This is a genomic window from Sulfitobacter sp. G21635-S1 (genome assembly GCF_027213915.1).
Taxonomy (GTDB): Bacteria; Pseudomonadota; Alphaproteobacteria; order Rhodobacterales; family Rhodobacteraceae; genus Sulfitobacter.
The window spans coordinates 105,114-125,613 of the sequence record NZ_JAPWGV010000002.1; the positions used below are offsets into that span (position 1 = coordinate 105,114).

Genomic DNA, 20,500 nt, shown 5'->3' on the forward strand with positions numbered 1-20,500 from the left:
GTTTTGCGTTTCACAGACTGTCGCGGATGGCGCGGGCGGCGCGGCCGTCCAGATCGGCCCAATGCGCCGCCTGTGGCTTGGCCGCGCGCAGGGCGGTGGCAAGCTGGTCATACAGCCCCCCGTTTGCCGCGCGGATCGCATCCTTCATCTCGGCCGCATCCTCGCAGATCACCATCCCGCCGGTATCCATGAAATCCCCGATGTTCGGACAACCCCAATAGATCGGCACCGTCTCGCAGAGCACGGCATCGACGATCTTTTCGGTAAAGTAGTTCCGCTCGCGGATGTTTTCGATCACCACGGAGAAACGGTAGGGTGCCAGCCCGTCGGATTTTTCCGCAAAAGGGGCATAGCCGCGCCCCAGGATTTCGACCTCCAGCCCCTCGTCCCGGACCAGATCGACCATCTCGTGCCGCAACTGATGACCCAGCGTGTCGCGCTTGGCCGAGGCGATGAGCGACATGTGCCGTGTCTTGTCGATCTTCAATCCGGACGGGTCCGGCACCCAGCTGGTGCCGAAGGGCAGCATGATGCCGTTCGGGATTGCCGCCAGCAACGCGTCGTCGTGACAAAGCACCCGGTAGAAGCGCCGCCAGGTCCAGCGCAGCAGCCGCAGGTGCCGCCGGTGGATCGCGGCAGGCTCCACCACCATGACGGAGACCCGCGCGGGTGTGGCCCAGCGCAGCCGGAAATGCATCGCCGTCTTGGGATAGACGATCAGGTGATCGTCAGGCAGCAGATCACCCACCTGCCCCGCCGCCAGCCGGTCGGGCCGCCCAAGGGGCCAGTGCAGATCGTCCAGCGGCACCTGCGCAAGCGCGGCCCCCAGTTGCGACCCGTAGGGCAGGACAGCGATGGCCGGATCGGTCACCGCCCTTCATCCCCGGCGGGAAGAAAGACATCCCCCGACATGATCACGCAGCCCTGCCCGGCGACCTGAACCCCGGTGATGGCGTCGCGCGGCCCCAGGACGGTGACCTGCGCCTGACCCGGCCTGCCCATGCCATGTCCCTGCTCGGCCACATAGTAAGGGCTGTCCAGCAGCCCCCGCGCCCAGAGATAGCTGGCCGCCGCACCGGTGGCGGAACCGGTGAACGGGTCCTCCGGCGGGCTGGGCGGTGCCAACAGAAGCCGTGCATAGGTGTCGCCGGCAGAGGTAGCCCCTTCCAGGGTGATCCAGTAAGGCTCCATGATATCAATACCGTCGTGACCCAATGCCTGTGCATAGGCCGCAAGCGCCGAAGGGTCGAACCGCAACCCATCGAGGGCGGCACGGTTCCGCAGCACCGTGATGCAGAACGGCAACCCGGTTGATACGATCTGCGGCGGGCTGATGATCTCTTCCGGGGTGATGCCGCCGATTGCAGCAACCAGATGCGGAGCGACCTCTGCGCCGAATGTCGGCGCCACCTGTGTCATGGTGATCAGGTCGCCCGCCACCTCGATCGCCACAATGCCCGCCCCGGTTTCGAGCCGCAGCGGCCCGTCGCCGATCATGCCGCGATGGCGAAGCGCAGCCACGGTGGCAATGGTGGGATGACCCGCAAAGGGTATTTCCCGGCTGGCCAGATAGTATTTCACCCGCAGGTCCGCCACATTGGACGGCCCGGTAAAGGTGCATTCCACCAGAGAGGTTTCGCGCACGTAACCCATGCAGGTTTCATCGCTCAGAACCGCACCGCCATGCACCACGGCACAGCCGTTTCCGCCAAACGGCTGGGTGGTAAAGGCATCGACCCAATCAAATTCAAGGCGCATCGCAAACATCCCCGGATAACAAAAAAGGCCGCAGTGCGCTGCGGCCTCTTACAAATCCATGATCCGCGTGGCGGGGTAAAGGCCCCGACCGCGCTTAATGCATCTTCTAATGCACCATCACCGGCGCATAGTCATGTTCGCGCGCCAGATGAAAGGCCAGTTTGCGGTCGCCGACAAGCGCCAGCTGCTGGCCCTGGGCATCATGCACCGAATAGAGCAGTTCCAGACCTTCGGCCTGATCGCGTACTTCGCGAGGCAGATCGCTGACGGCGATTGTCTTGACGTATACCGTCCGGTCCCCGCCATGGGTTGTCATGTCATGCATATCTTACCCTTTCTTGATCTTTATGGTCTGTACAACTGTTTCGGGTTTGGCCCGGGTCAAGTCCACGTGCAGCAGACCGTTCTCCATCTGAGCCTCGCCCACATCCACCCCGTCGGCCAGCACAAAGCTGCGCTGGAACTGCCGTGCGGCGATGCCACGGTGCAGGAACACCCGGTCTTCGCCGTCATCGTGCTGACGTCCCCGGATCACCAGCTGGCGGTCTTCGACAGTGATGGCAAGATCATCCTCGGCAAAGCCCGCAACGGCCAGCGTGATGCGGTAGCTGTAGTCGGATGTCTGTTCGATATTGAAAGGCGGATAGCCTTCGTTGCCGGATTTCGCAGTGCGTTCCAGCACCCGTTCCAGCTGTTCAAACCCCAACATGTGAGGATAAGAAGCAAGCGTCAGTTTCGTCATGCGACACGTCCTGTATTAAAGCGACAGTCAGGCATGGGCCCCTTCAGCGGCAACCCATGGCATAAATATGGGGGCATGGGCCATCCGGCGCAAGGGCTATGCGTGAACAAGCGCACGCCCTATATTGGGATACTCTACTGTGATGGAATCACCCGACCGATGAATGCGCCGACTGATCTTTCCATGAAAAACGACGATGTGCTGCGTGTGGAACTTGAAGTTTTCCGCCGCGAACACCGCGATCTGGACGAGGCGATCAGGGCCCTGACGGACCGGAACACGGCAGATCAGCTGACCCTGCAACGGCTGAAAAAACGCAAACTGCGGCTGAAGGATCTGATTGCCCAGATCGAAGACCGCCTGACCCCCGATATCATCGCCTGAAACATCCTCTGCGCGCATTGCCCTGCAGGCGCGGACAGGTATAGTGCGCGCTCTGAATTTCTGCAAAAGGCTGCTTGGCATGACCCCTCCCCCCGTTGGCATCATCATGGGTTCGCAATCTGACTGGTCCACGATGCGCGAGGCGGCGGCGCTGCTGGACGAGCTGGCGATTCCTTACGAATCGCGCATCGTTTCCGCGCACCGCACCCCCGACAGGCTGTGGGACTACGGCAAGACGGCAGTGGATCGTGGCTTGCAGGTGATCATCGCAGGTGCCGGCGGTGCCGCGCATCTGCCCGGCATGATGGCCTCGAAAACCCGGGTGCCGGTGATTGGCGTGCCGGTCCAGACGCGGGCATTGTCAGGGGTCGATTCGCTTTATTCCATTCTGCAGATGCCGCGCGGCTTCCCGGTGGCGACCATGGCCATCGGTGCCGCGGGCGCTGCCAATGCGGCCCTGATGGCCGCGGGCATTCTCGCCCTGCAGGACCCAAAACTTGCCGAGCGGCTGGACAAGTGGCGCGCGGCCCTCAGCGCGTCCATTCCGGAGGAGCCCACAGATGACTGAGCCGCTTCCCCTTGGCAGCACCATCGGCATTCTTGGCGGCGGTCAACTGGGCCGGATGCTGTCGGTTGCCGCCTCCCGTCTGGGGTTCAGGACCCATATCTTTGAGCCGGGGGCAGAGCCGCCCGCAGGCCATGTGGCCGATGCCGTCACCACCGCCCCCTATGAAGACGACGCCGCGCTCAGGGCCTTTGCCAGCGCCTGTGACATCGTGACGTTCGAGTTCGAGAATGTCCCCACAAGCGCGCTGGACCTGATCGAGGCGCAGGTGCCGATCCGGCCGGGCCGCGAGGCCCTGCGCATCAGCCAGGATCGCCTGACCGAAAAGGAATTCCTGCAAGGTCTGGGGCTGAACGTGGCCCCCTATGCCGATATCCCCGATCAGGCGGCGCTTGATGCCGCCGTGACAACCATCGGTACGCCTTCGATCCTCAAGACCCGGCGCTTTGGCTACGACGGCAAGGGTCAGGTGCGCCTGCGCAGCGCCGAGGAGGCTGTCGGCACCATGTCCCAGATGGGCGGCGCCCCCTGTGTCCTGGAAGGTTTTGTCGATTTCAGCCACGAGGTTTCCGTCATTGCGGCGCGCAGCGTGACCGGCGAAGTGGCCTGTTTTGACCCCGGCGAAAACGTCCACCGCGACGGTATCCTGCACACCACAACGGTGCCTGCCCGACTGTCGGCCAGCCAGCGCACCGACGCGGTTCTGATGGCAGCCAGGATCCTGAATGCGCTGGATTATGTCGGGGTTCTGGGGGTCGAGCTTTTCGTCACGCCGCAGGGTCTGATCGTGAACGAAATTGCGCCAAGGGTGCACAACTCGGGCCATTGGACACAACAGGGCTGCAGCGTGGACCAGTTCGAACAGCACATCCGTGCCATCACCGGCTGGCCGCTGGGCGATGGGTCACGCTATGCCGATGTGGTGATGGAAAACCTGATCGGCGATGACATGGACAGGGTGCCGGAGCTGGCCCGCGAAAAGAACACCAGCCTGCATCTTTATGGCAAGGCCAGCGTCAAACCGGGCCGCAAGATGGGCCATGTGAACCGGATCACGCGGTAAAACGCTCGGCAATCTCGCCCGACATGTAAGACACCCGCCCGGCGACAAATGTCGCGGCCACACGGCCCGTGACAGCCTCCAGCACCACAAGGTCGGCACGTTTGCCCGCCTCCAGCACGCCGCGGTCGGTCAGCCCCAGAAGGGCGGCGGGCCCGCCGGAAACCAGATGCCAGATGTCCGCCATCGGGGCGACGCCCGCCTCTGCCAGCATCAAGGCGGCGCGGCGCGGCGAGGGGTAGTGATAATCTGACGCGATGGCGTCGCAATAGCCCATCACGATCAGGTCCAGGGCCGACAGATTGCCATTGTGCGACCCACCCCGCACCACGTTGGGCGCGCCCATGATCACCGCATCACCTGCCGCCTGCGCCGCCTCTGCCGCTTCCAGCGTTTCGGGGAATTCGGCAATGCGCACACCACGCTTGCGCCAGGCCGCCCGACCTTCCGCTGTCGTATCGTCGTGACTGCCCATCCGCAGGCCCGCACGGCCAAGCGTTTCACACAAACCGTCAAGTGCTGCGGGCACCGCATCCCGTTGCCCGTGCAGTTCCAGCATCATGGCATGGTGTTTCTCGGGGCTGCGCCCGGCCTTCAGCGCCTGCCCCATCAGCCTGCGCGGCTGTTTGCCCGCCTCCAGCCGGTCATGCGGCAAATGATCGTTGAAAACGATGTATTCGACCCCCCAATCCGCAATCCGTCCCGGCATTTCTTCATAAAGATCAAGCAGATGGGTCTCGAATCTCAACTGCCCCCGCAGGTCGGTGACCAGCGTGTTCCGGGTGTCAGCAATGGCGCGAAAGACCTTGTCGGCAAAGGATAATCCGCGCATTCCGCCTTCCCAGCTCACGAATTGGGCCAGTACCGCCGTGGTGATCCCGTTTGCGGCCAGCTCGGCCTCGCAGGCGACCAGACCCTCATCCATCTGCTTCATGGCCCCGCGCCGCTGGGCCAGATGACGTTCAAAGCCATCGCCATGCGGGTCAACGATACCCGGCAAGATGTTGAATCCCCGCAAATCCACGGAACGACCCACAGGTTTATCCACAATCACGCCACCCGCAAAAGACAGCGGCGCATTGCTCCACCCCTCCCGGCGCAGCACCTGGCCCCCGGTCAGATCAATCTCGGGCATCGCTGCGGCCTGTCAGGCAGCTGCCGGCGGGGCAGCCAAAGGAATCCAGCACCCCGCCAATCCATGTCATCGACTGGTCAAAGGCACCTGTGTTGAGAAAGCTCATGGTCTGGGCGATCACCCGCGGATTGTTCATCATGAAGGTATGTGTCACCGGCAGGACGATGTGATCCGCCATGCCCGCCACACGGGTCGAGGCGACCGACACTTTGCCATCGTCCGGCCCCGGCAGAATAGACGAAAAATAAGGGTTCAAAGACTGCGATCCCGCAATAACACCCAGGGAAAACGTGACCGGCGGCAGGCTGCGCGGCAGGGCGTCCGGACCGGTGCCCATCTGCGCGCCCGCCGGGCCGTTGATCCAGTCAAAGGCGACGACCTCGTTCAGCTCATCAACCACTTCGCTGCCCTGATTGGGCGGGGCCAGCATCACCACCCGCCCGACACGGTCAGCCCCGGCATCGACAACCCATTGCCGCAACAGGATACCCCCCATCGAATGGGTCACAAAATCGACCTTGGGGGTCCCGCAGGCCGCCACCGCATCCGGCAGGGTCTGTTTGACCAATGCCTCCACGGGTGCCTCTGTCGAAGGGTAGCCGGGGCGCACCACGCGGTAACCTTCACCCTCCAGTGCCGCCTCCATCAGGGCGAAGGAGGCTTCGGTCCTGGCCAGCCCGTGCAGCAGGACCACACAGCGCGACGGCGCTGCGGCAAGCCCGGAAGCAGCCCCCAGGGACAGGACGGAAATGATGGCAATGATGCGTATCATGGGCCTGAGATAGACTGATTTATCCGAATATGAAATGCTGGCGCCACTGACGTTGCGAAAAGATCGCCCTATGCCTTCTGCCTCCCCCCGTCTTGCGGCCCGCGCCATCCTGATACATCAGGACCGGTTGCTGCTGGTCAACGCCTACCCCAACGGCGAAAGCCCCCTGATGTGCGCCCCGGGCGGCGGGGTGCATCCGGGCAGTTCGCTGCCGGACAACCTGGCGCGGGAGGTCTATGAGGAGACCGGTCTGACCATCACGGTCGGCGCGCCCTGTCTGGTCAATGAGTTCCACGACCCCGGCGGCAGTTTTCACCAGGTCGACATCTACTTTCGCTGCATGTTGTCGGGCGCCCCTGACATCGACCCCGCCTGGCAGGATGTGGACCGGGTGGTGAACAGATGGCAATGGACCAGCCGGGACGAGCTGGCCAACATCCCGCACAAGCCCGACAGTCTGGGCGCGGTCGCCTTCGGTGCGCCGGGAGCGATCAGCTACGATCCGCTGGAACCGATTGTGCGCTGATCGCCCAGCCGATCCCGCCCAGGACCAGGAAAGTGGCAATGATCAGCAGGAGGCTCAGGCTTTCGCCCAGAAACACCACACCTGCGCCGATGGCGATCACCGGAACGCTCAGTTGCACCACCGCGGCGGTGGCGGAATCGAACCCTGGCAGCACGTTGTACCACAGCGCATAGCCCAGCCCCGATGTAAGCCCGCCGCAAAGGATGCCCAGCGCGAGGCCCGTGGGAGTGAAATACAGCCCGGTCGAGGCCAGCAGGACCAGAAGGATCGGCAGGCAAAGCAGGAAATTCGCCGCTGTCGCCGCAAGGGGGTCAGCGGCACTGCGCCCGATGATCGTATAGGCGGCCCATCCCAGCCCGGCAAAGACCATCAGCAAAGCCCCGGCAAGATCGCTGCTGTTCCCCGCCCCCGGCCAAAGCGCCACCAGCAGCCCGGCAAAGGCAATCGCGGCACCTGTGATCTGCCGCATGTTGGGGGCCGTACCCCTTAGCGCACCATGGAGAAACATCGTGATCTGCACCACGCCGAACAGGATCAGCGCGCCCAGCCCCGCATCCAGCGTGAGATAGGCCAGCGAAAACCCGATCATATAGGCGGCAAGGCTGAACGCCCCCGGCAACCGGTTGCGCCGCAGCAGCAGCAGCCCCCCGCCCCGCAGGGTGATCACCATCCCCAGCACCAGCGCACCGGAAGCCACCCGGACAATGGCAAAGCCCGAGGGGTCAATATGCTGCCCCTCAATGGCCAGCCGGGTCAGGACGGAATTGGCCGCAAAGGCGATCATGGTGAGGGCGGTGAACAGGGCAAGGCGCATGACGACAGCAGTAGCGACAGGACCGCCTTTCGCCAAGACGTTGAACGCGCAACCGGAACGATCCCGTGCAAGGCAAGGGGGAACGACCGCTTCGAGCCCCATTTATCATGAGGCGCAGGCCGGGTGTCGCCCGACCTGGAGGGCGTTCCAAACCTCAGTATGGTGGGAAGCGTTTCAGCCCCCACGCCGGGTCATGTGATGGCAAAGGTTGCAAAATCGCCCTCCGGGGGGAGGTCGGGCGATGCCCGGCTTACGCCGGGCGGGGTGTTGGGGGGCAGGCACCGCGCCAATGGCAATGTCAGCAAAGTCCCGCTTACCAGACTTTCACGCGCTTCTCGGCGAAGGTCCAGAAAGCGCCCTTTCGAACCTCGGAGGCGAAGCGCAAGCCGGGCCTGGGTGCTCATGTTTGACGGCAACTTTGTCCACATTATCCCCAACCGTCCATCAAAGATATCTCGGGCCGAATTGCCCCTACCTCACAACCACCGCCATGAACCGCCGATCCATGAAAAAGGGGCGCGCCTTGCGGCACGCCCCGGTTTTCTCTGACAGGTCAGAGCAGCTTACATCATGCCGCCCATGCCGCCCATGCCACCCATGTCGGGCATGCCGCCGCCGTTGCCGTCTTTCGACGGACGATCGGCAACCATGGCTTCTGTGGTGATCAGCAGACCGGCGATGGATGCCGCGTCCTGCAGTGCTGTGCGCACAACCTTGGCCGGGTCGATCACGCCGAACTTGAACATGTCGCCATATTCTTCGGTCTGCGCGTTGAAGCCGAACTTCAGGTCGCTGCTTTCGCGGATCTTGCCGGCAACAACCGAACCGTCCACGCCGGCGTTTTCAGCGATCTGACGCAGCGGTGCTTCCAGTGCCTTGCGCACGATGGAGATACCGACGTTCTGATCGTTGTTCGCACCGGTCAGGCCGTCCAGCGATTTGGCTGCCTGAACCAGGGCCACACCGCCGCCGACGACGATACCTTCCTGCACAGCCGCACGTGTCGCGTTCAGGGCGTCATCGACGCGGTCCTTGCGCTCTTTCACTTCGACTTCGGTCATGCCGCCGACGCGGATGACGGCAACGCCGCCTGCCAGCTTGGCAACACGTTCCTGCAGCTTCTCACGGTCGTAGTCGCTGGTGGTCTCTTCGATCTGGTTGCGGATCTGGGCCACGCGTGCCTCGATCTCGGCCTTTTCGCCAGCGCCGTCGACGATTGTGGTTTCGTCCTTGGTGATGGTGACTTTCTTGGCCGAACCCAGCATGTCCATGGTGACGGATTCAAGCTTCATGCCCAGATCTTCGGAGATGACCTGACCGCCGGTCAGGATCGCGAGGTCCTGCAGCATCGCCTTGCGACGATCGCCAAAGCCCGGTGCCTTCACCGCTGCGATTTTCAGACCGCCGCGCAGCTTGTTGACCACGAGGGTCGCCAGCGCTTCGCCTTCCACGTCTTCAGAGATGATCAGCAGCGGCTTTTGCGACTGGATCACCTGCTCAAGCAGCGGAACCATCGGCTGCAGCGAAGACAGTTTCTTCTCGTGCAGCAGGATGATGGCATCTTCCAGCTCGACGGTCATCTTGTCGGAGTTGGTGACGAAATAGGGGGACAGGTAGCCGCGGTCGAACTGCATGCCTTCGACGACATCGGTCTCTGTTTCCAGACCCTTGTTTTCTTCGACGGTGATGACACCCTCGTTGCCGACTTTCTGCATCGCATCGGCGATCTGACGGCCGATTTCTGCTTCGCCGTTGGCGGAGATGGTGCCGACCTGTGCAACTTCGTCGCTGTCGGTCACGTCACGGGCCGCTGCACGGATCGCTTCGACAACCTTGGTGGTCGCCATGTCGATGCCGCGCTTCAGGTCCATCGGGTTCATGCCGGCGGCAACCGATTTCATGCCTTCCTTGACGATGGCCTGCGCCAGCACGGTGGCGGTTGTTGTACCGTCGCCTGCTTCGTCATTGGTACGCTGGGCCACTTCCTTGACCATTTGCGCGCCCATGTTTTCGAACTTGTCCTCAAGCTCGATCTCTTTCGCCACGGAAACACCGTCCTTGGTGATGCGCGGTGCGCCGAAAGATTTGTCCAGAACCACGTTGCGGCCTTTCGGGCCCAGCGTGACTTTCACCGCGTCGGCAAGGATGTTCACACCCTTGAGCATGCGGTTACGTGCGTCAGTCGCGAATTTGACGTCCTTAGCAGCCATTTTGTTTTCTCCTCTTGAGAGTTCTTGTTCAGTTCAGTTCAGCGATCAGGGTTCAGAGCGGCCGGATGGCTTACTCGATGATCCCCATGATGTCGCTTTCCTTCATCATCAGCATTTCCTGACCGTCGACGGTCACTTCGGTGCCGGACCATTTGCCGAACAGGATCTTGTCGCCTGCCTTGACGGCCGGTGTGATCAGTTCACCGCTGTCCTTGCGGGCGCCTTCGCCCACGGCAACAACTTCGCCTTCGGAGGGTTTCTCTTTTGCGCTATCGGGGATGATCAGCCCGCCAGCAGTTTTCTCTTCGCTTTCAGTGCGCTTTACCAGCACGCGGTCGTGAAGCGGTTTCAATGCCATCTTTGTAGCTCCTTAACGCTCAAAGTTTCTCCCAGTCGCCCGTTTGTCCGGGCCGTTATCACTCAACATGGTCGAGTGCTAACGGCGCATAGCTAGGGTTCGGATGAAGCCGAGTCAACCATTGGTTTGTGGAAAATTTTATTGTGCCGGGAGTGGCGCGGTGGTTTCGCTGAAACTAAGCATACAGGCCTTGCATTCAAGGGATGTTCTGCGGTCTCCAAACCGAGTTCAGAGGTGCGGAGGGTCCCGATCTTTTCAAAAAGATCGCTCCGGAGTTTTCAAAAACTCCGACACCACCAAATCCAGCCCCGCCTTCCCGAAACCGATCTTTTCAAAAAGATCGCTCCGGAGTTTTCAAAAACTCCGGCACCGTCAGGTCCCCAGGACCCTTCCGCTGACCGCAACCGCCTCTGCGCCCGCCGGGGTCAGGCCATAGACCCCCTTCTCGACCTTCTCGAACCAGCCATAGTGGTTGTCGCGCATCATCGTGGTCGCGCGTGCGACGCCGGTTTCCCGGGCCACATCCGCGCCCCGGCTGGCCCCGACCTCGAACAGGTAGACCGCAAGTTTCAGCGTGTCCTGCCGGTAGGCGGTGACCAATCCGGCCCGCGTCTGCCCGCCATCATTGGGGTCACCCTGCCGCCGCGCGAATTCGCGCAGCAACATCGCCTGCCGCCTGGCCGATTTGCGCGGGGCATAGGGGCCGGGATCGCAATGGACCTCGACCAGCCCGTCCGACAGCCGCACGGTGATCAGCCCCAGACCCAGCCGCCGCGCCAGCGCGGTATTCGCCTTGATCGCCTTGGCAAACCGTTTGCCCGGCTGGCGCGCCACCGCCAGATAGATGTCATCGCTGACCTTGAGCCGTTCAAGGCACTGGTGAAACAGCGCCAGTGAAAACCCCAGCTTCAGCTCGATGATCAGGGGCGGTTCCGCACCGCGCACAGCCATCACATCCGCCGCGCCGACTTCGGCCTTCACCACATAGCCCTGATCCTCCAGATAAGCCTTGATCGGGGGGTAAAGATCGGTTTCTCGCGGTTGCGTCATGGCGCCAGAGTGACCTATTTCGCCCGCCCTTCCAAGCCGCTATGATCGCTTGATGACCCGTGATGACCTGAATCGATTCTGCGCCGCGATGCCCCAGGCGACCCATGTGGTGCAATGGGGCAATGCGGATGTCTACAAGGTGGGCGGCAAGGTGTTCGCCATCATCGGCTTGGGCGAAAGCGGAGATACCGTGACCTTCAAGGTGTCTGAACTGGCATTCGAAGTGCTCTCCGACAGCCCGGGGCTGCGCCCTGCCCCCTACATGGCCTCGCGCGGGTTGAAATGGATCCAGCAATACGGCCAGCCGGGCCTGTCGGATGACAGCCTGCGCGATCATATTGCAGCCTCTTACGACATGGTTGCGGCCGGGCTGAGCAAGAAGCGGCGCAGCGAGCTGGGGCTGTGATGCTGCGCCGCAGCATGACGGGGTGACAAGGCAGGGCACTCCCCCTATAAGGCGCGCGAACCCACCGTTTCAATCGCAGGAAAAATTGCATGACAACGCTCGTTTTCGGTCACAAATCACCCGACACCGACAGCACCGGCTCTCCCATCATCTGGGCGTGGTATCTGAACCATGTCCACGGCGTCGACGCCGCCCCCGCCCTGCTGGGCGAGCCCAATACCGAAGCGCTGTTCATGCTGGACCATTGGAAGCTGGACAAACCGCAGATCATCGACGGAGTCAAAGACGACCAGCCCGTCGTGATCGTGGACACCAATAACCCCGCAGAGCTGCCCGACAACATCAACAACGCCGACATCAAGGCGATCATCGACCATCACAAACTGGTCGGTGGGCTGGAAACCAAGGGGCCGATCCACATCAACATCCAGCCTTTGGCCTGCACCGCGACCATCATGTACAAGGCCATCGGTGACGACATGGCGCAGATGCCAACCGAGATCAAAGGCGCGATGCTGACCTGCATCCTGTCCGACACGCTGGAATTCCGCAGCCCGACCACCACCCCCGAAGACGAGGCCATCGCCAAGGCGCTGGCCAAGGATCTGGGCATCGACATTGCCGAATATGCAGCCAGGATGTTCGCGGCCAAGTCGGACGTATCCTCTTTCTCCGAAGCAGAATTGCTGCGGATGGACAGCAAGGAATACGAAGTTGGCGGCAAGCAGTTCCGCGTCTCTGTTCTTGAAACCACCTCGCCCAAGAGCGTCCTGGACCGCAAGGATGCGCTGATGGCCGCGATGCCGGGTGTCGCGACAGAGGACGGCGCCGACCAGGTGCTGCTGTTCGTCGTGGACATCCTGAACGAGGAAGCGACCATGCTGATCCCGAATGAGCTGAGCAAGACCGTTGCCGAGAAAAGCTTTGGTGCCTCCGTCTCCGGCGATACGGTGGTTCTGCCCGGCATCATGAGCCGCAAGAAGCAGATCATCCCGAACCTCAAGGTCTGATTGTAACGGCGGGGGCCGGCACGCCACGCCCGGCCCCTGCGTCACACGGTTTCCTATTCACCGGGAATCGCCTATGGCTGCGGCAATCGCCAAGGAGAATCCCATGAACCGTATCATCACCAGCCTTTCCCAGGTTTCTGCGCAATATGATGCGTTGTTTGTCGATCTCTGGGGCTGCGTGCACAACGGTGTGACGGCCTTTCCCGAAGCGGTGGCAGCGCTTCAGGCCTATCGTGCATCGGGTGGCAAGGTCATCCTGGTGACCAATTCGCCCCGCCCCCGTGCGGGGGTCGAAAAGCAGCTGGTGCATTTCGGCGTACCGCAAGACGCCTGGGATTCCATCGCCACCTCCGGCGATTCCGCACGCGCCGCGATGTTTCGCGGCACCGTGGGCCAGAAGGTCTGGTTCATCGGCCAGCCCGGCGAGGAGAAGTTCTTTGAACCGCTCAGCATCCAGAAAAACCCGATTGAGGTCACACAGGTGCCCCTGGACGCGGCCGAAGGGATTGTCTGTACCGGCCCCAAGGATCCTTTCGCCGACCCCGAGGTCATGCGTCCGGAATTTGAAGCGGCGATTGCCCGCGGCCTGAAACTGCTCTGCGCCAATCCCGACATTGTCGTGGACCGGGGCGAGGAACGCGAATGGTGCGCCGGGGCGCTGGCGCAACTCTACACCGAAATGGGGGGCGAGAGCCTTTATTTCGGCAAACCGCATCCGCCGATCTATGACCTGGCGCGGCGCCGCCTGACCGCCCTCGGCACCGAGGTCCCCGACGACCGGATTCTTGCCATCGGCGACGGTATCCTGACCGACATCAAGGGCGCACAGGGCGAAAACATCGATTCGCTCTTTATCACCGGCGGCCTGGCCGCGAGTGAGACCCAGACCGGCAGGCAGCCGAATCCGGAAGCGCTCAAGGCCTTTCTGGCAAGGGATGTCTACGATCCGACCTATGCAATCGGGTTCCTGCGGTAGAAAAAGACTTGCGTTTCTGCGCCTGCGAAGTAATTAAGTTGCCAGAAGTTCGCTCTTTGCGGCATTTTATTACCTAGGGGGACAGTATGTTGGACAACTTTCCGCGCGGAACCATTGTCATAGAAGACATTGAAATCGGTATGTTCCGCTATATCCGCAAGGAAGTGACCGATGCGGATATCGAGATGTTCGCGACCGTCTCGACCGACCGCAACCCGGTGCATCTGGATGACGATTACGCGCAGGACACCATCTTTCAGGGCCGCATCGCCCATGGGATGCTGACGGCGGGTCTGATCTCTGCCGTGATCGGGGAACAATTGCCGGGGCATGGCACCGTCTATCTTGGCCAGTCGCTGAAGTTCCTGCGCCCGGTGCGCCCGGGCGACGAGGTTTATGCCGAGGTGAAGGTGACCGATATCGACATGTCCAAACGGATCGTCCGGATGGACTGCCATTGTTCGGTCGAGGGCAAGAAGGTCCTGATTGGCGAAGCCACGGTTCTGGCCCCCTCGCGCAAGTTCGACTGAGGCACCGGCACCCCAGCCCGGACTTTTTGGAAGATTGGAATTGGCGTGTCTTGCCCTCCCCCTGAGGGGCGGCTAGGCAAGAGCCATGCAGATCTTGCGCGATTATCAGTTCGTAGAAGCCGCCGACCGGGGCGCGACCGCCGCCATCGGAAATTTCGACGGGGTCCATCGCGGCCACCTGTCCGTGATCGAACTGGCCCGCGCGGCGGCACCGGATGCCCCTTTGGGGATTGTCACATTCGAACCCCACCCGAGAGAGTTCTTTGCCCCCGATGCCCCCCCCTTCCGGCTTATGGGCCGCGTCGCCCGCGCCCACCGGCTGGAGAAGCTGGGCGTCAAGAAGCTCTATGAGCTGGCCTTCAACAAGAACCTTGCCGCGCTCAACCCCGAAGCCTTTGCCGCCGATGTGTTGCGTGACGGGCTGGGGCTGAAGCATGTGGTGGTTGGCGCGGATTTCTGCTTTGGCAAGAACCGTGCCGGCACTGCGCAGGACCTGGAACGGTTCGGCCGCGACATGGGATTTGGCGTGACCATCGCACCCCTTATGGAAAACGACGACAAGACCGTGTCGTCCACCGCGATCCGACAGGCGCTGACGGACGGCGAACCGCGTGTCGCCGCCGCAATGCTGGGCCATTGGCACCGCATCGAGGGCCCCGTGATCGGCGGTGAACAGCGCGGCCGGGAGCTGGGGTATCCGACGGCCAACATGTCCATAGACGGGCTGCATCCGCCTGCTTTCGGGGTCTATGCCGTTCTGGTCGATGTGCTGGAAGGGGCACACGCCGGATCTTATCACGGCGTGGCAAGCCTTGGCGTCCGGCCCATGTTCGGGCAAAACAAGGCGAACCTTGAAACATTCCTCTTTGATTTCAAGGGCGATCTCTATGACACGCCCCTGTCGATTGCGCTGGTCGACTACCTGCGCGGTGAAGAGAAATTCGACAGCCTTGATGCGCTGATCACCCAGATGGATGCAGACAGCGCCGAGGCACGGCGCATTCTGGCGGCGCTGTGAGCGATCCCATCCTCCGCAAGGGCCTGCGTCCCCGGTTCTGGGAGACAACGCCGCTGACGAAAATGACGCCCCGTGAATGGGAGGCGCTCTGCGACGGCTGCGGCAAATGCTGCCTGAACAAGCTTGAGGACGAGGACACAGAGGAAGTCGCCCTGACCCGTGTCGCCTGCCGCCTGCTTGACGATGCCACCTGCCGCTGCGCCCATTACGAGAACCGGCACGAATTTGTCCCCGATTGCATCGTGTTGCGCCCCGACAACCTGGACACCCACGCATATTGGATGCCGCAGACCTGCGCCTATCGGCTGCTGTGGCAGGGCAAGCCCCTGCCCGACTGGCACCCGCTGATCACCGGCACCGCGCAATCCGTGCACGACGCCGGCGTGTCGGTTCAGGGCCGCACTGTTTCGGAATTTGATGTCCCCTTCGAAGAATGGGAAGACCACATCATAGAGGAGTAGCACCGTGTTTTTCAGCTCTGACAATGCCGGTCCCGTGCATCCCGCGATCATGGAGCGGATCGTGGCGGACAATGCCGGGTACCAGATGCCCTACGGCAAGGACACCATCATGGACGAGGTGCGCGACCGTCTGCGCGACATTTTCGAAGCGCCGGAGGCGGCGGTCTATCTGGTGGCCACGGGAACGGCGGCAAATGTGCTGGCGCTGGCGTGTTATGCGCAGCCCTGGCAAACGATCTTCTGCTCCAGCGTGTCGCACATCCATCAGGACGAATGTAACGCGCCCGAATTCTACACCGGCTCGGCCAAGCTGACCCTGGTGGAAACGCAGAGCAAGATGTCGCCCGAAGGTCTGGAGGCCGCGATCTCCGGCCAGAAGCCCGGCAACGTTCATGGCGCCCAGCCGGGGCCGGTCTCCATCACGCAGGTCACCGAACGGGGATCGGTCCACAGCATTGCCGAACTGCAGGCGCTGACGGCAGTGGCCAAGGCGCACGATCTGCCCGTGCATCTGGATGGCGCGCGCTTTGCCAATGCGCTGGTATCGCTCAATTGTTCCCCGGCGGAAATGACCTGGAAGTCCGGTGTCGACGTGGTCAGCTTTGGCGGCACCAAGAACGGCTGCATGGGTGTGGAGGCGGTGATCTTCTTTGATCCCGAAAAGGCATGGGAATTCGAATTGCGCCGCAAGCGCGGGGCGCATCTGTTTTCCAAGCACCGCTATCTTTCGTCACAGATGGCGGGCTATCTCGCGGATGACCTCTGGTTGCGCATGGCGCGGCAGGCCAATGACAATGCGGCATATCTGGCCGATGGCCTGCGCAAGGCAGGTGCGACCTTCCTGCACGAGCCTCAGGCCAACATGATCTTTGCCAGCTGGCCGCGTGCGGTGCACCGCAAGCTGCACGAGGCCGGGGCGCGCTATCACCTCTGGGGCGGCAGCCTTGAAGGGGCGGATGACGAAATGGTCGCTGCGCGCCTTGTCTGCGACTGGTCCCTGCCCCGTGACCAGATTGATGCCTTCCTCAGCCATTTCTAGGACGGTGCCGTCAGGCTCAGACCGTATCCAGGAATTCCTTCCAGATAGCCGCTGTCTCCCCGGGGTGGCTGATCGGGGCCATATGTCCCGCGCCCGGCACAACAGCCTGCCGCGCATTGCGCATCCGGGCGGCCAGACCGTCATTGGTCGCGATGATGGCGGGATGGGCCTGCTCTCCGCGCAGCACGAGGGTCGGCATACGCGCTGCATCCAGACCGCCCGGTTGCAGTAACCCGCGGTCGTCGTCGTAAAGCACATCGCGGCTGCCCGGCACCACGCGAACGCCACGCGTCATTGCGGCACGGGTCCGTTCCGGCAGGCTGTCCCAGGCCGGGGCCTGATCGCTCCACATCCTGTTGAAGACCCGCGCGCCGGCCTCCGCATCTCCGCTGTTCATCGCCTTTGTGAAGGGCAGTGAATGACTTTCATAGGCGGCTACGGTGTCAGGCGCATCCTGCCGTGCGATGGCGAAAAAGACCGGTTCGATCACCGTCAGGCTGCGCACTCTTTCGGGATAGGACACCGCGATGCGCAGCGCGGTCATCGCGCCGAAGGAATGGCCGATCACATCCATCGGCGCATCATCCATCGCGGCAACCGAAGAGGCCACCGCCGTATCGCTCAGGTGGCTGACCCCGTCCCAGTCATCGCTCTTGCCATGGCTGGGCATATCGGGCGCGACAAATGTGACCTCTCCGTCCAGGGCATCGACCATCCCTGCCCATGCGCCGCCAAATGCCAGCGTGCAATGCAGCCCCAGCACCCGGCGCGGACCCTGGCCCAGGGTCCGCACATGGGCGTGGAAGCCGGGTTGTGGGGTCACAGATCGCCTGCAAGATGCAGGTCGATGTCGGCAATCCGGTCCTGCCCCCAGAACCGCTGATCGCCCACGAAATAGAACGGTGCGCCAAAGACGCCGCGCTCCACCGCTTCCTCCAGGTTGCGGGCATAGGTCTCTGCCCCTTCCAGCAGACCGCTGTCCGCCAGTTTGGGGTCGAACCCCGCCTCGGTCAGGCAGGCGCGGATCACATCATCCTCGGCGATGTCCTTTTCCTCGGCCCAGACCGCGCGGGTGATCACATGCGCCAGCTTGCCCAGATCGCCGCCGCCGGCATTCTGCGCCGCGATGAACGCATAGGCCGCGGGCGCCCCGTTTGTGGGCCAATGTGCAGGCTGCAGATTAAAGGGCATGCCCAGCTTCTTTGCCTGCCGGACCAGTTCCTGCGCCCGGTATTCGATGCGGCTGATGTGCCGGTCCTTGGGGGCTGTGCCCCCGGTCCGGGCAAAGGCGCTGACGATGTCGAAGGGCTTGTAGTTGATCGTTGCGCCATGTTTCCGGGCCACCTCTTCGAGCCGGGTGCCGGCAAGGTAGCAATAGGGGGACAGTGTCGCGAAAAAGTAGTCGATCTGGGACATTTGGCGTTCCTTGAGGGGCTGATAGCTTGGTGGCACCGTAGCTGCGTGCTAAGCGAGGTTCAACGACACGAATCTGTCATATTCCCGCTGCCACGGAGACCCTCCCATGCCCCGCACTTCCGAGCCCAAGCTTATTTCAGGCAATGCCAACATGCCGCTGGCCAAGGCGATCGCACGGCGGATGTCGCTGCACCGGGGTGTCAACGTGGGGCTTGTCGATGCACGGGTGGAGCGGTTCAACGACGGCGAGATTTTCGTGGAGGTGTTCGAGAACGTGCGCGGCGAGGATATGTTCATCATCCAGCCCACGTCGAACCCGGCCAATGACAACCTGATGGAACTGCTGATCATGGCCGATGCCCTGCGCCGGTCCTCGGCTGCACGGGTCACTGCGGTGCTGCCCTATTTCGGTTACGCCCGGCAGGACCGGCGGACCAAGGCGCGCACGCCCATCACTGCCAAGATGGTGGCAAACATGCTGGTCGGCACCGGGATCGAGCGGGTTCTGACCATGGATCTCCATGCGGCACAGATCCAGGGGTTCTTTGATATCCCGGTGGACAACCTTTATGCCTCTCCGGTCTTTGCGCTGGACATCGCGAATGCCTTCAAGGACCGCATGGACGAGCTGATGATCGTCAGCCCTGATGTGGGTGGCGTGGCGCGGGCGCGCGAATTGGCCAAACGCCTGAACGCCCCGCTGGCCATCGTGGACAAGCGCCGCGAGAAAGCCGGAGAAGTCGCGGAGATGACCGTGATCGGCAATGTGACCGACAAGATCTGCCTGATCGTCGATGACATCTGCGACACCGCCGGCACCCTTTGCAAGGCTGCCGAAGTGCTGCTTGAGAACGGGGCGAAGGAAGTGCATTCCTACATCAGCCACGGTGTCATGTCCGGCCCGGCGGTGGACCGCGTCACCAAGTCGGTGATGAAGTCGCTGGTGATCACCGACAGCATCCAGCCCACGGTAGAGATCAAGAAAGCCGCAAATATCCGCATCGTGCCAACGGCGCCGATCTTTGCCCAGGCGATCCTGAACATCTGGAACGGGACCTCTGTGTCATCGCTGTTCGAGGCCAATACGCTGGGCCCGATCTATGACGGAATGTACGCGGCGGAATATGCCTCCCGCTGACCGGCACGCCCGCAACAACTTCGGGTTTGAGCATCTGAGGGTCTTCTGACCCGAGCCCCGGGCGCAGAGATGGGCCGTTTCCGGAACGCTATTCGACGTCCCAGTCGCCTTCGTCGCTCAGATGGCCGATGGCAATCCAGGAAATGCGCATCCGCGCGACCCGCGTGTCGCCCCAGGTTCTGAAAACCATGTCGAAACCGGATTTCGTGACGGATTCCGCGCTGATGTCCGCGCGCATGACTGTTGTCGCGTCTAGATCCCACAACGACGGGGAAAGCTGGACCGTGGGCGGCTCCAGATAGGTTTCGGAAAATCGAATATGCCGCCTGCGCTCGCGCTGGCCGCGCCCGGTCCACATCGCCCCCCCGTCTTCGTAATCCGAAAACAGGATGACATCGCCGCTGTCCACACCGGTCGTATGACTTCTTAATCTTTTCATGGGTATATTATGGCCTGAAAGTGGCGTCGATCAAAGCCGGATTATGCGCCTTCAACCCCAGGTATCGGGTTGTTATCACGTCGATTTCCGGCTTCGGGTAACCTCTGTGGTCAACATGGCGTTCAAAGCGGGCCGCTTTGCGACCCAGGGCCGGAAACCCTGATCCCACCGTCTGCCGTTGCCCTGCATCCGGAACAAAAAAGCCCCGCTATTGCAGGGCTTTTCCTTGGAATGTCGATGACGTCAAAGATTTGGTTGCTTTGAAGACAGGCCAATCTCGCCGCCAACCGCTACCATGTCGGCGAGCAGCTTGGCCGCGTCGTCAACCGGTCCCGGCTCGTTCTCGAAGGCTTCCTTTGCCCTGGAATAGACATGGGTGGCCTCTTCGATCATCTCATCGAGATGTTCCTGGGTCATGTCACCCTTGGGCACGGCACGCTCGGCCAGAACCGATACACCACGGCTGCTGATCTCGGCGAAGCCGCCGGTCACAACGTATTCCGCCGTGCCTTCCGGCCCTTCGACCGACAACACGCCGGGGCGCAGGGTGGTGATGGTGGGGGCATGCCCCTCCATCGCTGTCATGTCGCCATCGGCGCCGGGGATTTGCACGGAGGTGACCTGCAAGGAGGCCAGCCGCCGCTCGGGCGACACCAGATCGAATTGCATTGTGTCTGCCATCAGTCAGGCTCC

Annotated in this window: 26 protein-coding genes; 12 read left to right on the forward strand and 14 right to left on the reverse strand. The window is 62.3% G+C overall.

Going from position 1 to position 20,500, the window contains the following annotated elements; all coding sequences use genetic code 11:
- Positions 1-10: 10 nt before the first annotated feature.
- From O4H53_RS02745 to O4H53_RS02760, 4 genes are all read right to left on the reverse strand, one after another.
- Positions 11-871, reverse strand: coding sequence for a glycosyltransferase family 10 domain-containing protein (locus O4H53_RS02745; RefSeq protein ID WP_269361206.1), 861 nt, complete (start codon positions 869-871; stop codon positions 11-13).
- Positions 868-1,758, reverse strand: coding sequence for a PhzF family phenazine biosynthesis protein (locus tag O4H53_RS02750; RefSeq protein WP_269361208.1), 891 nt, complete (start codon positions 1,756-1,758; stop codon positions 868-870). The genes O4H53_RS02745 and O4H53_RS02750 overlap by 4 nt, the downstream gene beginning before the upstream one ends.
- Positions 1,759-1,864: 106 nt before the next feature.
- Positions 1,865-2,083, reverse strand: coding sequence for a DUF1150 family protein (locus O4H53_RS02755; RefSeq protein WP_114275152.1), 219 nt, complete (start codon positions 2,081-2,083; stop codon positions 1,865-1,867).
- 3 nt (positions 2,084-2,086) lie between these two features.
- Complete coding sequence (locus tag O4H53_RS02760; protein WP_114275153.1) at positions 2,087-2,500, reverse strand: Hsp20 family protein; 414 nt, start codon at positions 2,498-2,500, stop codon at positions 2,087-2,089.
- Positions 2,501-2,659: 159 nt separating this feature from the next.
- Here O4H53_RS02760 and O4H53_RS02765 point away from each other — a divergent pair, with 159 nt between their 5' ends.
- From O4H53_RS02765 to O4H53_RS02775, 3 genes are all read left to right on the forward strand, one after another.
- A complete protein-coding gene (locus O4H53_RS02765; protein WP_269361211.1) occupies positions 2,660-2,884 on the forward strand; it encodes a YdcH family protein in 225 nt (74 codons plus the stop codon).
- Between the two features lie 79 nt (positions 2,885-2,963).
- Positions 2,964-3,452, forward strand: a complete 489-nt coding sequence (gene purE / locus O4H53_RS02770) for a 5-(carboxyamino)imidazole ribonucleotide mutase (protein WP_269361213.1) — start codon at positions 2,964-2,966, stop codon at positions 3,450-3,452.
- A complete protein-coding gene (locus tag O4H53_RS02775) occupies positions 3,445-4,512 on the forward strand; it encodes a 5-(carboxyamino)imidazole ribonucleotide synthase (RefSeq protein WP_269361215.1) in 1,068 nt (355 codons plus the stop codon). The genes purE and O4H53_RS02775 overlap by 8 nt, the downstream gene beginning before the upstream one ends.
- Here O4H53_RS02775 and O4H53_RS02780 read toward each other — a convergent pair.
- Together O4H53_RS02780 and O4H53_RS02785 are read right to left on the reverse strand one after the other, a co-directional pair.
- Entirely contained in the window at positions 4,502-5,644 is a 1,143-nt protein-coding gene (locus O4H53_RS02780) for an alpha-D-ribose 1-methylphosphonate 5-triphosphate diphosphatase (RefSeq protein ID WP_269361216.1), read from the reverse strand. The genes O4H53_RS02775 and O4H53_RS02780 overlap by 11 nt on opposite strands.
- The gene (locus O4H53_RS02785) at positions 5,631-6,416 is read right to left on the reverse strand and encodes an alpha/beta fold hydrolase (RefSeq protein ID WP_269361217.1); all 786 of its coding nucleotides are present in this window, start codon (positions 6,414-6,416) and stop codon (positions 5,631-5,633) included. The genes O4H53_RS02780 and O4H53_RS02785 overlap by 14 nt, the downstream gene beginning before the upstream one ends.
- 70 nt (positions 6,417-6,486) lie before the next feature.
- On the opposite strand from O4H53_RS02785, the gene O4H53_RS02790 reads away from it, so the two are divergent.
- Entirely contained in the window at positions 6,487-6,942 is a 456-nt protein-coding gene (locus tag O4H53_RS02790) for an NUDIX domain-containing protein (protein WP_269361219.1), read from the forward strand.
- On the opposite strand, the gene O4H53_RS02795 is transcribed toward O4H53_RS02790, so the two are convergent.
- From O4H53_RS02795 to O4H53_RS02810, 4 genes are all read right to left on the reverse strand, one after another.
- Entirely contained in the window at positions 6,908-7,756 is an 849-nt protein-coding gene (locus tag O4H53_RS02795; protein ID WP_269361221.1) for a DMT family transporter, read from the reverse strand. The two genes, O4H53_RS02790 and O4H53_RS02795, sit on opposite strands and share 35 nt — an antisense overlap.
- 563 nt (positions 7,757-8,319) lie before the next feature.
- Complete coding sequence (gene groL, locus O4H53_RS02800) at positions 8,320-9,966, reverse strand: chaperonin GroEL (RefSeq protein ID WP_269361223.1); 1,647 nt, start codon at positions 9,964-9,966, stop codon at positions 8,320-8,322.
- 70 nt (positions 9,967-10,036) lie between these two features.
- Positions 10,037-10,324, reverse strand: a complete 288-nt coding sequence (gene groES / locus O4H53_RS02805) for a co-chaperone GroES (RefSeq protein ID WP_269361225.1) — start codon at positions 10,322-10,324, stop codon at positions 10,037-10,039.
- A gap of 372 nt (positions 10,325-10,696) precedes the next feature.
- Positions 10,697-11,374, reverse strand: a complete 678-nt coding sequence (locus O4H53_RS02810) for a DUF2161 domain-containing phosphodiesterase (protein WP_269361227.1) — start codon at positions 11,372-11,374, stop codon at positions 10,697-10,699.
- A gap of 52 nt (positions 11,375-11,426) precedes the next feature.
- Between O4H53_RS02810 and O4H53_RS02815 the strand changes: the two genes are divergently transcribed.
- The 7 genes from O4H53_RS02815 (at position 11,427) to O4H53_RS02845 (ending at position 16,814) form a co-directional block, all read left to right on the forward strand.
- Positions 11,427-11,780: an MmcQ/YjbR family DNA-binding protein gene (locus O4H53_RS02815; protein WP_269361229.1), complete on the forward strand. Its 354-nt coding sequence runs from the start codon at positions 11,427-11,429 to the stop codon at positions 11,778-11,780.
- An 89-nt stretch (positions 11,781-11,869) separates the two neighbouring features.
- Positions 11,870-12,790 (forward strand): manganese-dependent inorganic pyrophosphatase, encoded by a 921-nt coding sequence (locus tag O4H53_RS02820; protein WP_269361231.1) that lies wholly within the window; start codon positions 11,870-11,872, stop codon positions 12,788-12,790.
- A gap of 103 nt (positions 12,791-12,893) precedes the next feature.
- A complete protein-coding gene (locus O4H53_RS02825) occupies positions 12,894-13,766 on the forward strand; it encodes a TIGR01459 family HAD-type hydrolase (RefSeq protein ID WP_269361233.1) in 873 nt (290 codons plus the stop codon).
- An 86-nt stretch (positions 13,767-13,852) separates the two neighbouring features.
- Positions 13,853-14,296, forward strand: coding sequence for a MaoC family dehydratase (locus O4H53_RS02830; protein ID WP_114275166.1), 444 nt, complete (start codon positions 13,853-13,855; stop codon positions 14,294-14,296).
- Between the two features lie 85 nt (positions 14,297-14,381).
- On the forward strand, positions 14,382-15,314 hold the full coding sequence (locus O4H53_RS02835; protein WP_269361236.1) for a bifunctional riboflavin kinase/FAD synthetase: 933 nt from the start codon (positions 14,382-14,384) through the stop codon (positions 15,312-15,314).
- Positions 15,311-15,775 carry a YcgN family cysteine cluster protein gene (locus O4H53_RS02840; RefSeq protein WP_269361238.1) on the forward strand — a complete coding sequence of 155 codons (465 nt, stop codon included), beginning with the start codon at positions 15,311-15,313 and terminating at the stop codon, positions 15,773-15,775. Before O4H53_RS02835 ends, O4H53_RS02840 begins: the two co-directional genes overlap by 4 nt.
- A 4-nt stretch (positions 15,776-15,779) precedes the next feature.
- Positions 15,780-16,814, forward strand: a complete 1,035-nt coding sequence (locus O4H53_RS02845) for a threonine aldolase family protein (protein WP_269361240.1) — start codon at positions 15,780-15,782, stop codon at positions 16,812-16,814.
- Between the two features lie 16 nt (positions 16,815-16,830).
- Here O4H53_RS02845 and O4H53_RS02850 read toward each other — a convergent pair whose 3' ends face one another.
- Together O4H53_RS02850 and O4H53_RS02855 are read right to left on the reverse strand one after the other, a co-directional pair.
- A complete protein-coding gene (locus O4H53_RS02850; RefSeq protein ID WP_269361242.1) occupies positions 16,831-17,637 on the reverse strand; it encodes an alpha/beta fold hydrolase in 807 nt (268 codons plus the stop codon).
- A complete protein-coding gene (locus tag O4H53_RS02855; protein ID WP_269361243.1) occupies positions 17,634-18,230 on the reverse strand; it encodes a 2-hydroxychromene-2-carboxylate isomerase in 597 nt (198 codons plus the stop codon). The genes O4H53_RS02850 and O4H53_RS02855 overlap by 4 nt, the downstream gene beginning before the upstream one ends.
- Positions 18,231-18,336: 106 nt before the next feature.
- Between O4H53_RS02855 and O4H53_RS02860 the strand changes: the two genes are divergently transcribed.
- Complete coding sequence (locus tag O4H53_RS02860) at positions 18,337-19,368, forward strand: ribose-phosphate pyrophosphokinase (RefSeq protein WP_269361244.1); 1,032 nt, start codon at positions 18,337-18,339, stop codon at positions 19,366-19,368.
- A gap of 88 nt (positions 19,369-19,456) precedes the next feature.
- Here the strand turns inward: O4H53_RS02860 and O4H53_RS02865 are convergent, their stop codons facing one another.
- Both O4H53_RS02865 and O4H53_RS02870 read right to left on the reverse strand, forming a co-directional pair.
- A complete protein-coding gene (locus tag O4H53_RS02865; protein WP_114275173.1) occupies positions 19,457-19,807 on the reverse strand; it encodes an H-type lectin domain-containing protein in 351 nt (116 codons plus the stop codon).
- Between the two features lie 243 nt (positions 19,808-20,050).
- Positions 20,051-20,488: a F0F1 ATP synthase subunit epsilon gene (locus O4H53_RS02870; RefSeq protein ID WP_114275174.1), complete on the reverse strand. Its 438-nt coding sequence runs from the start codon at positions 20,486-20,488 to the stop codon at positions 20,051-20,053.
- Positions 20,489-20,500: the final 12 nt, after the last annotated feature.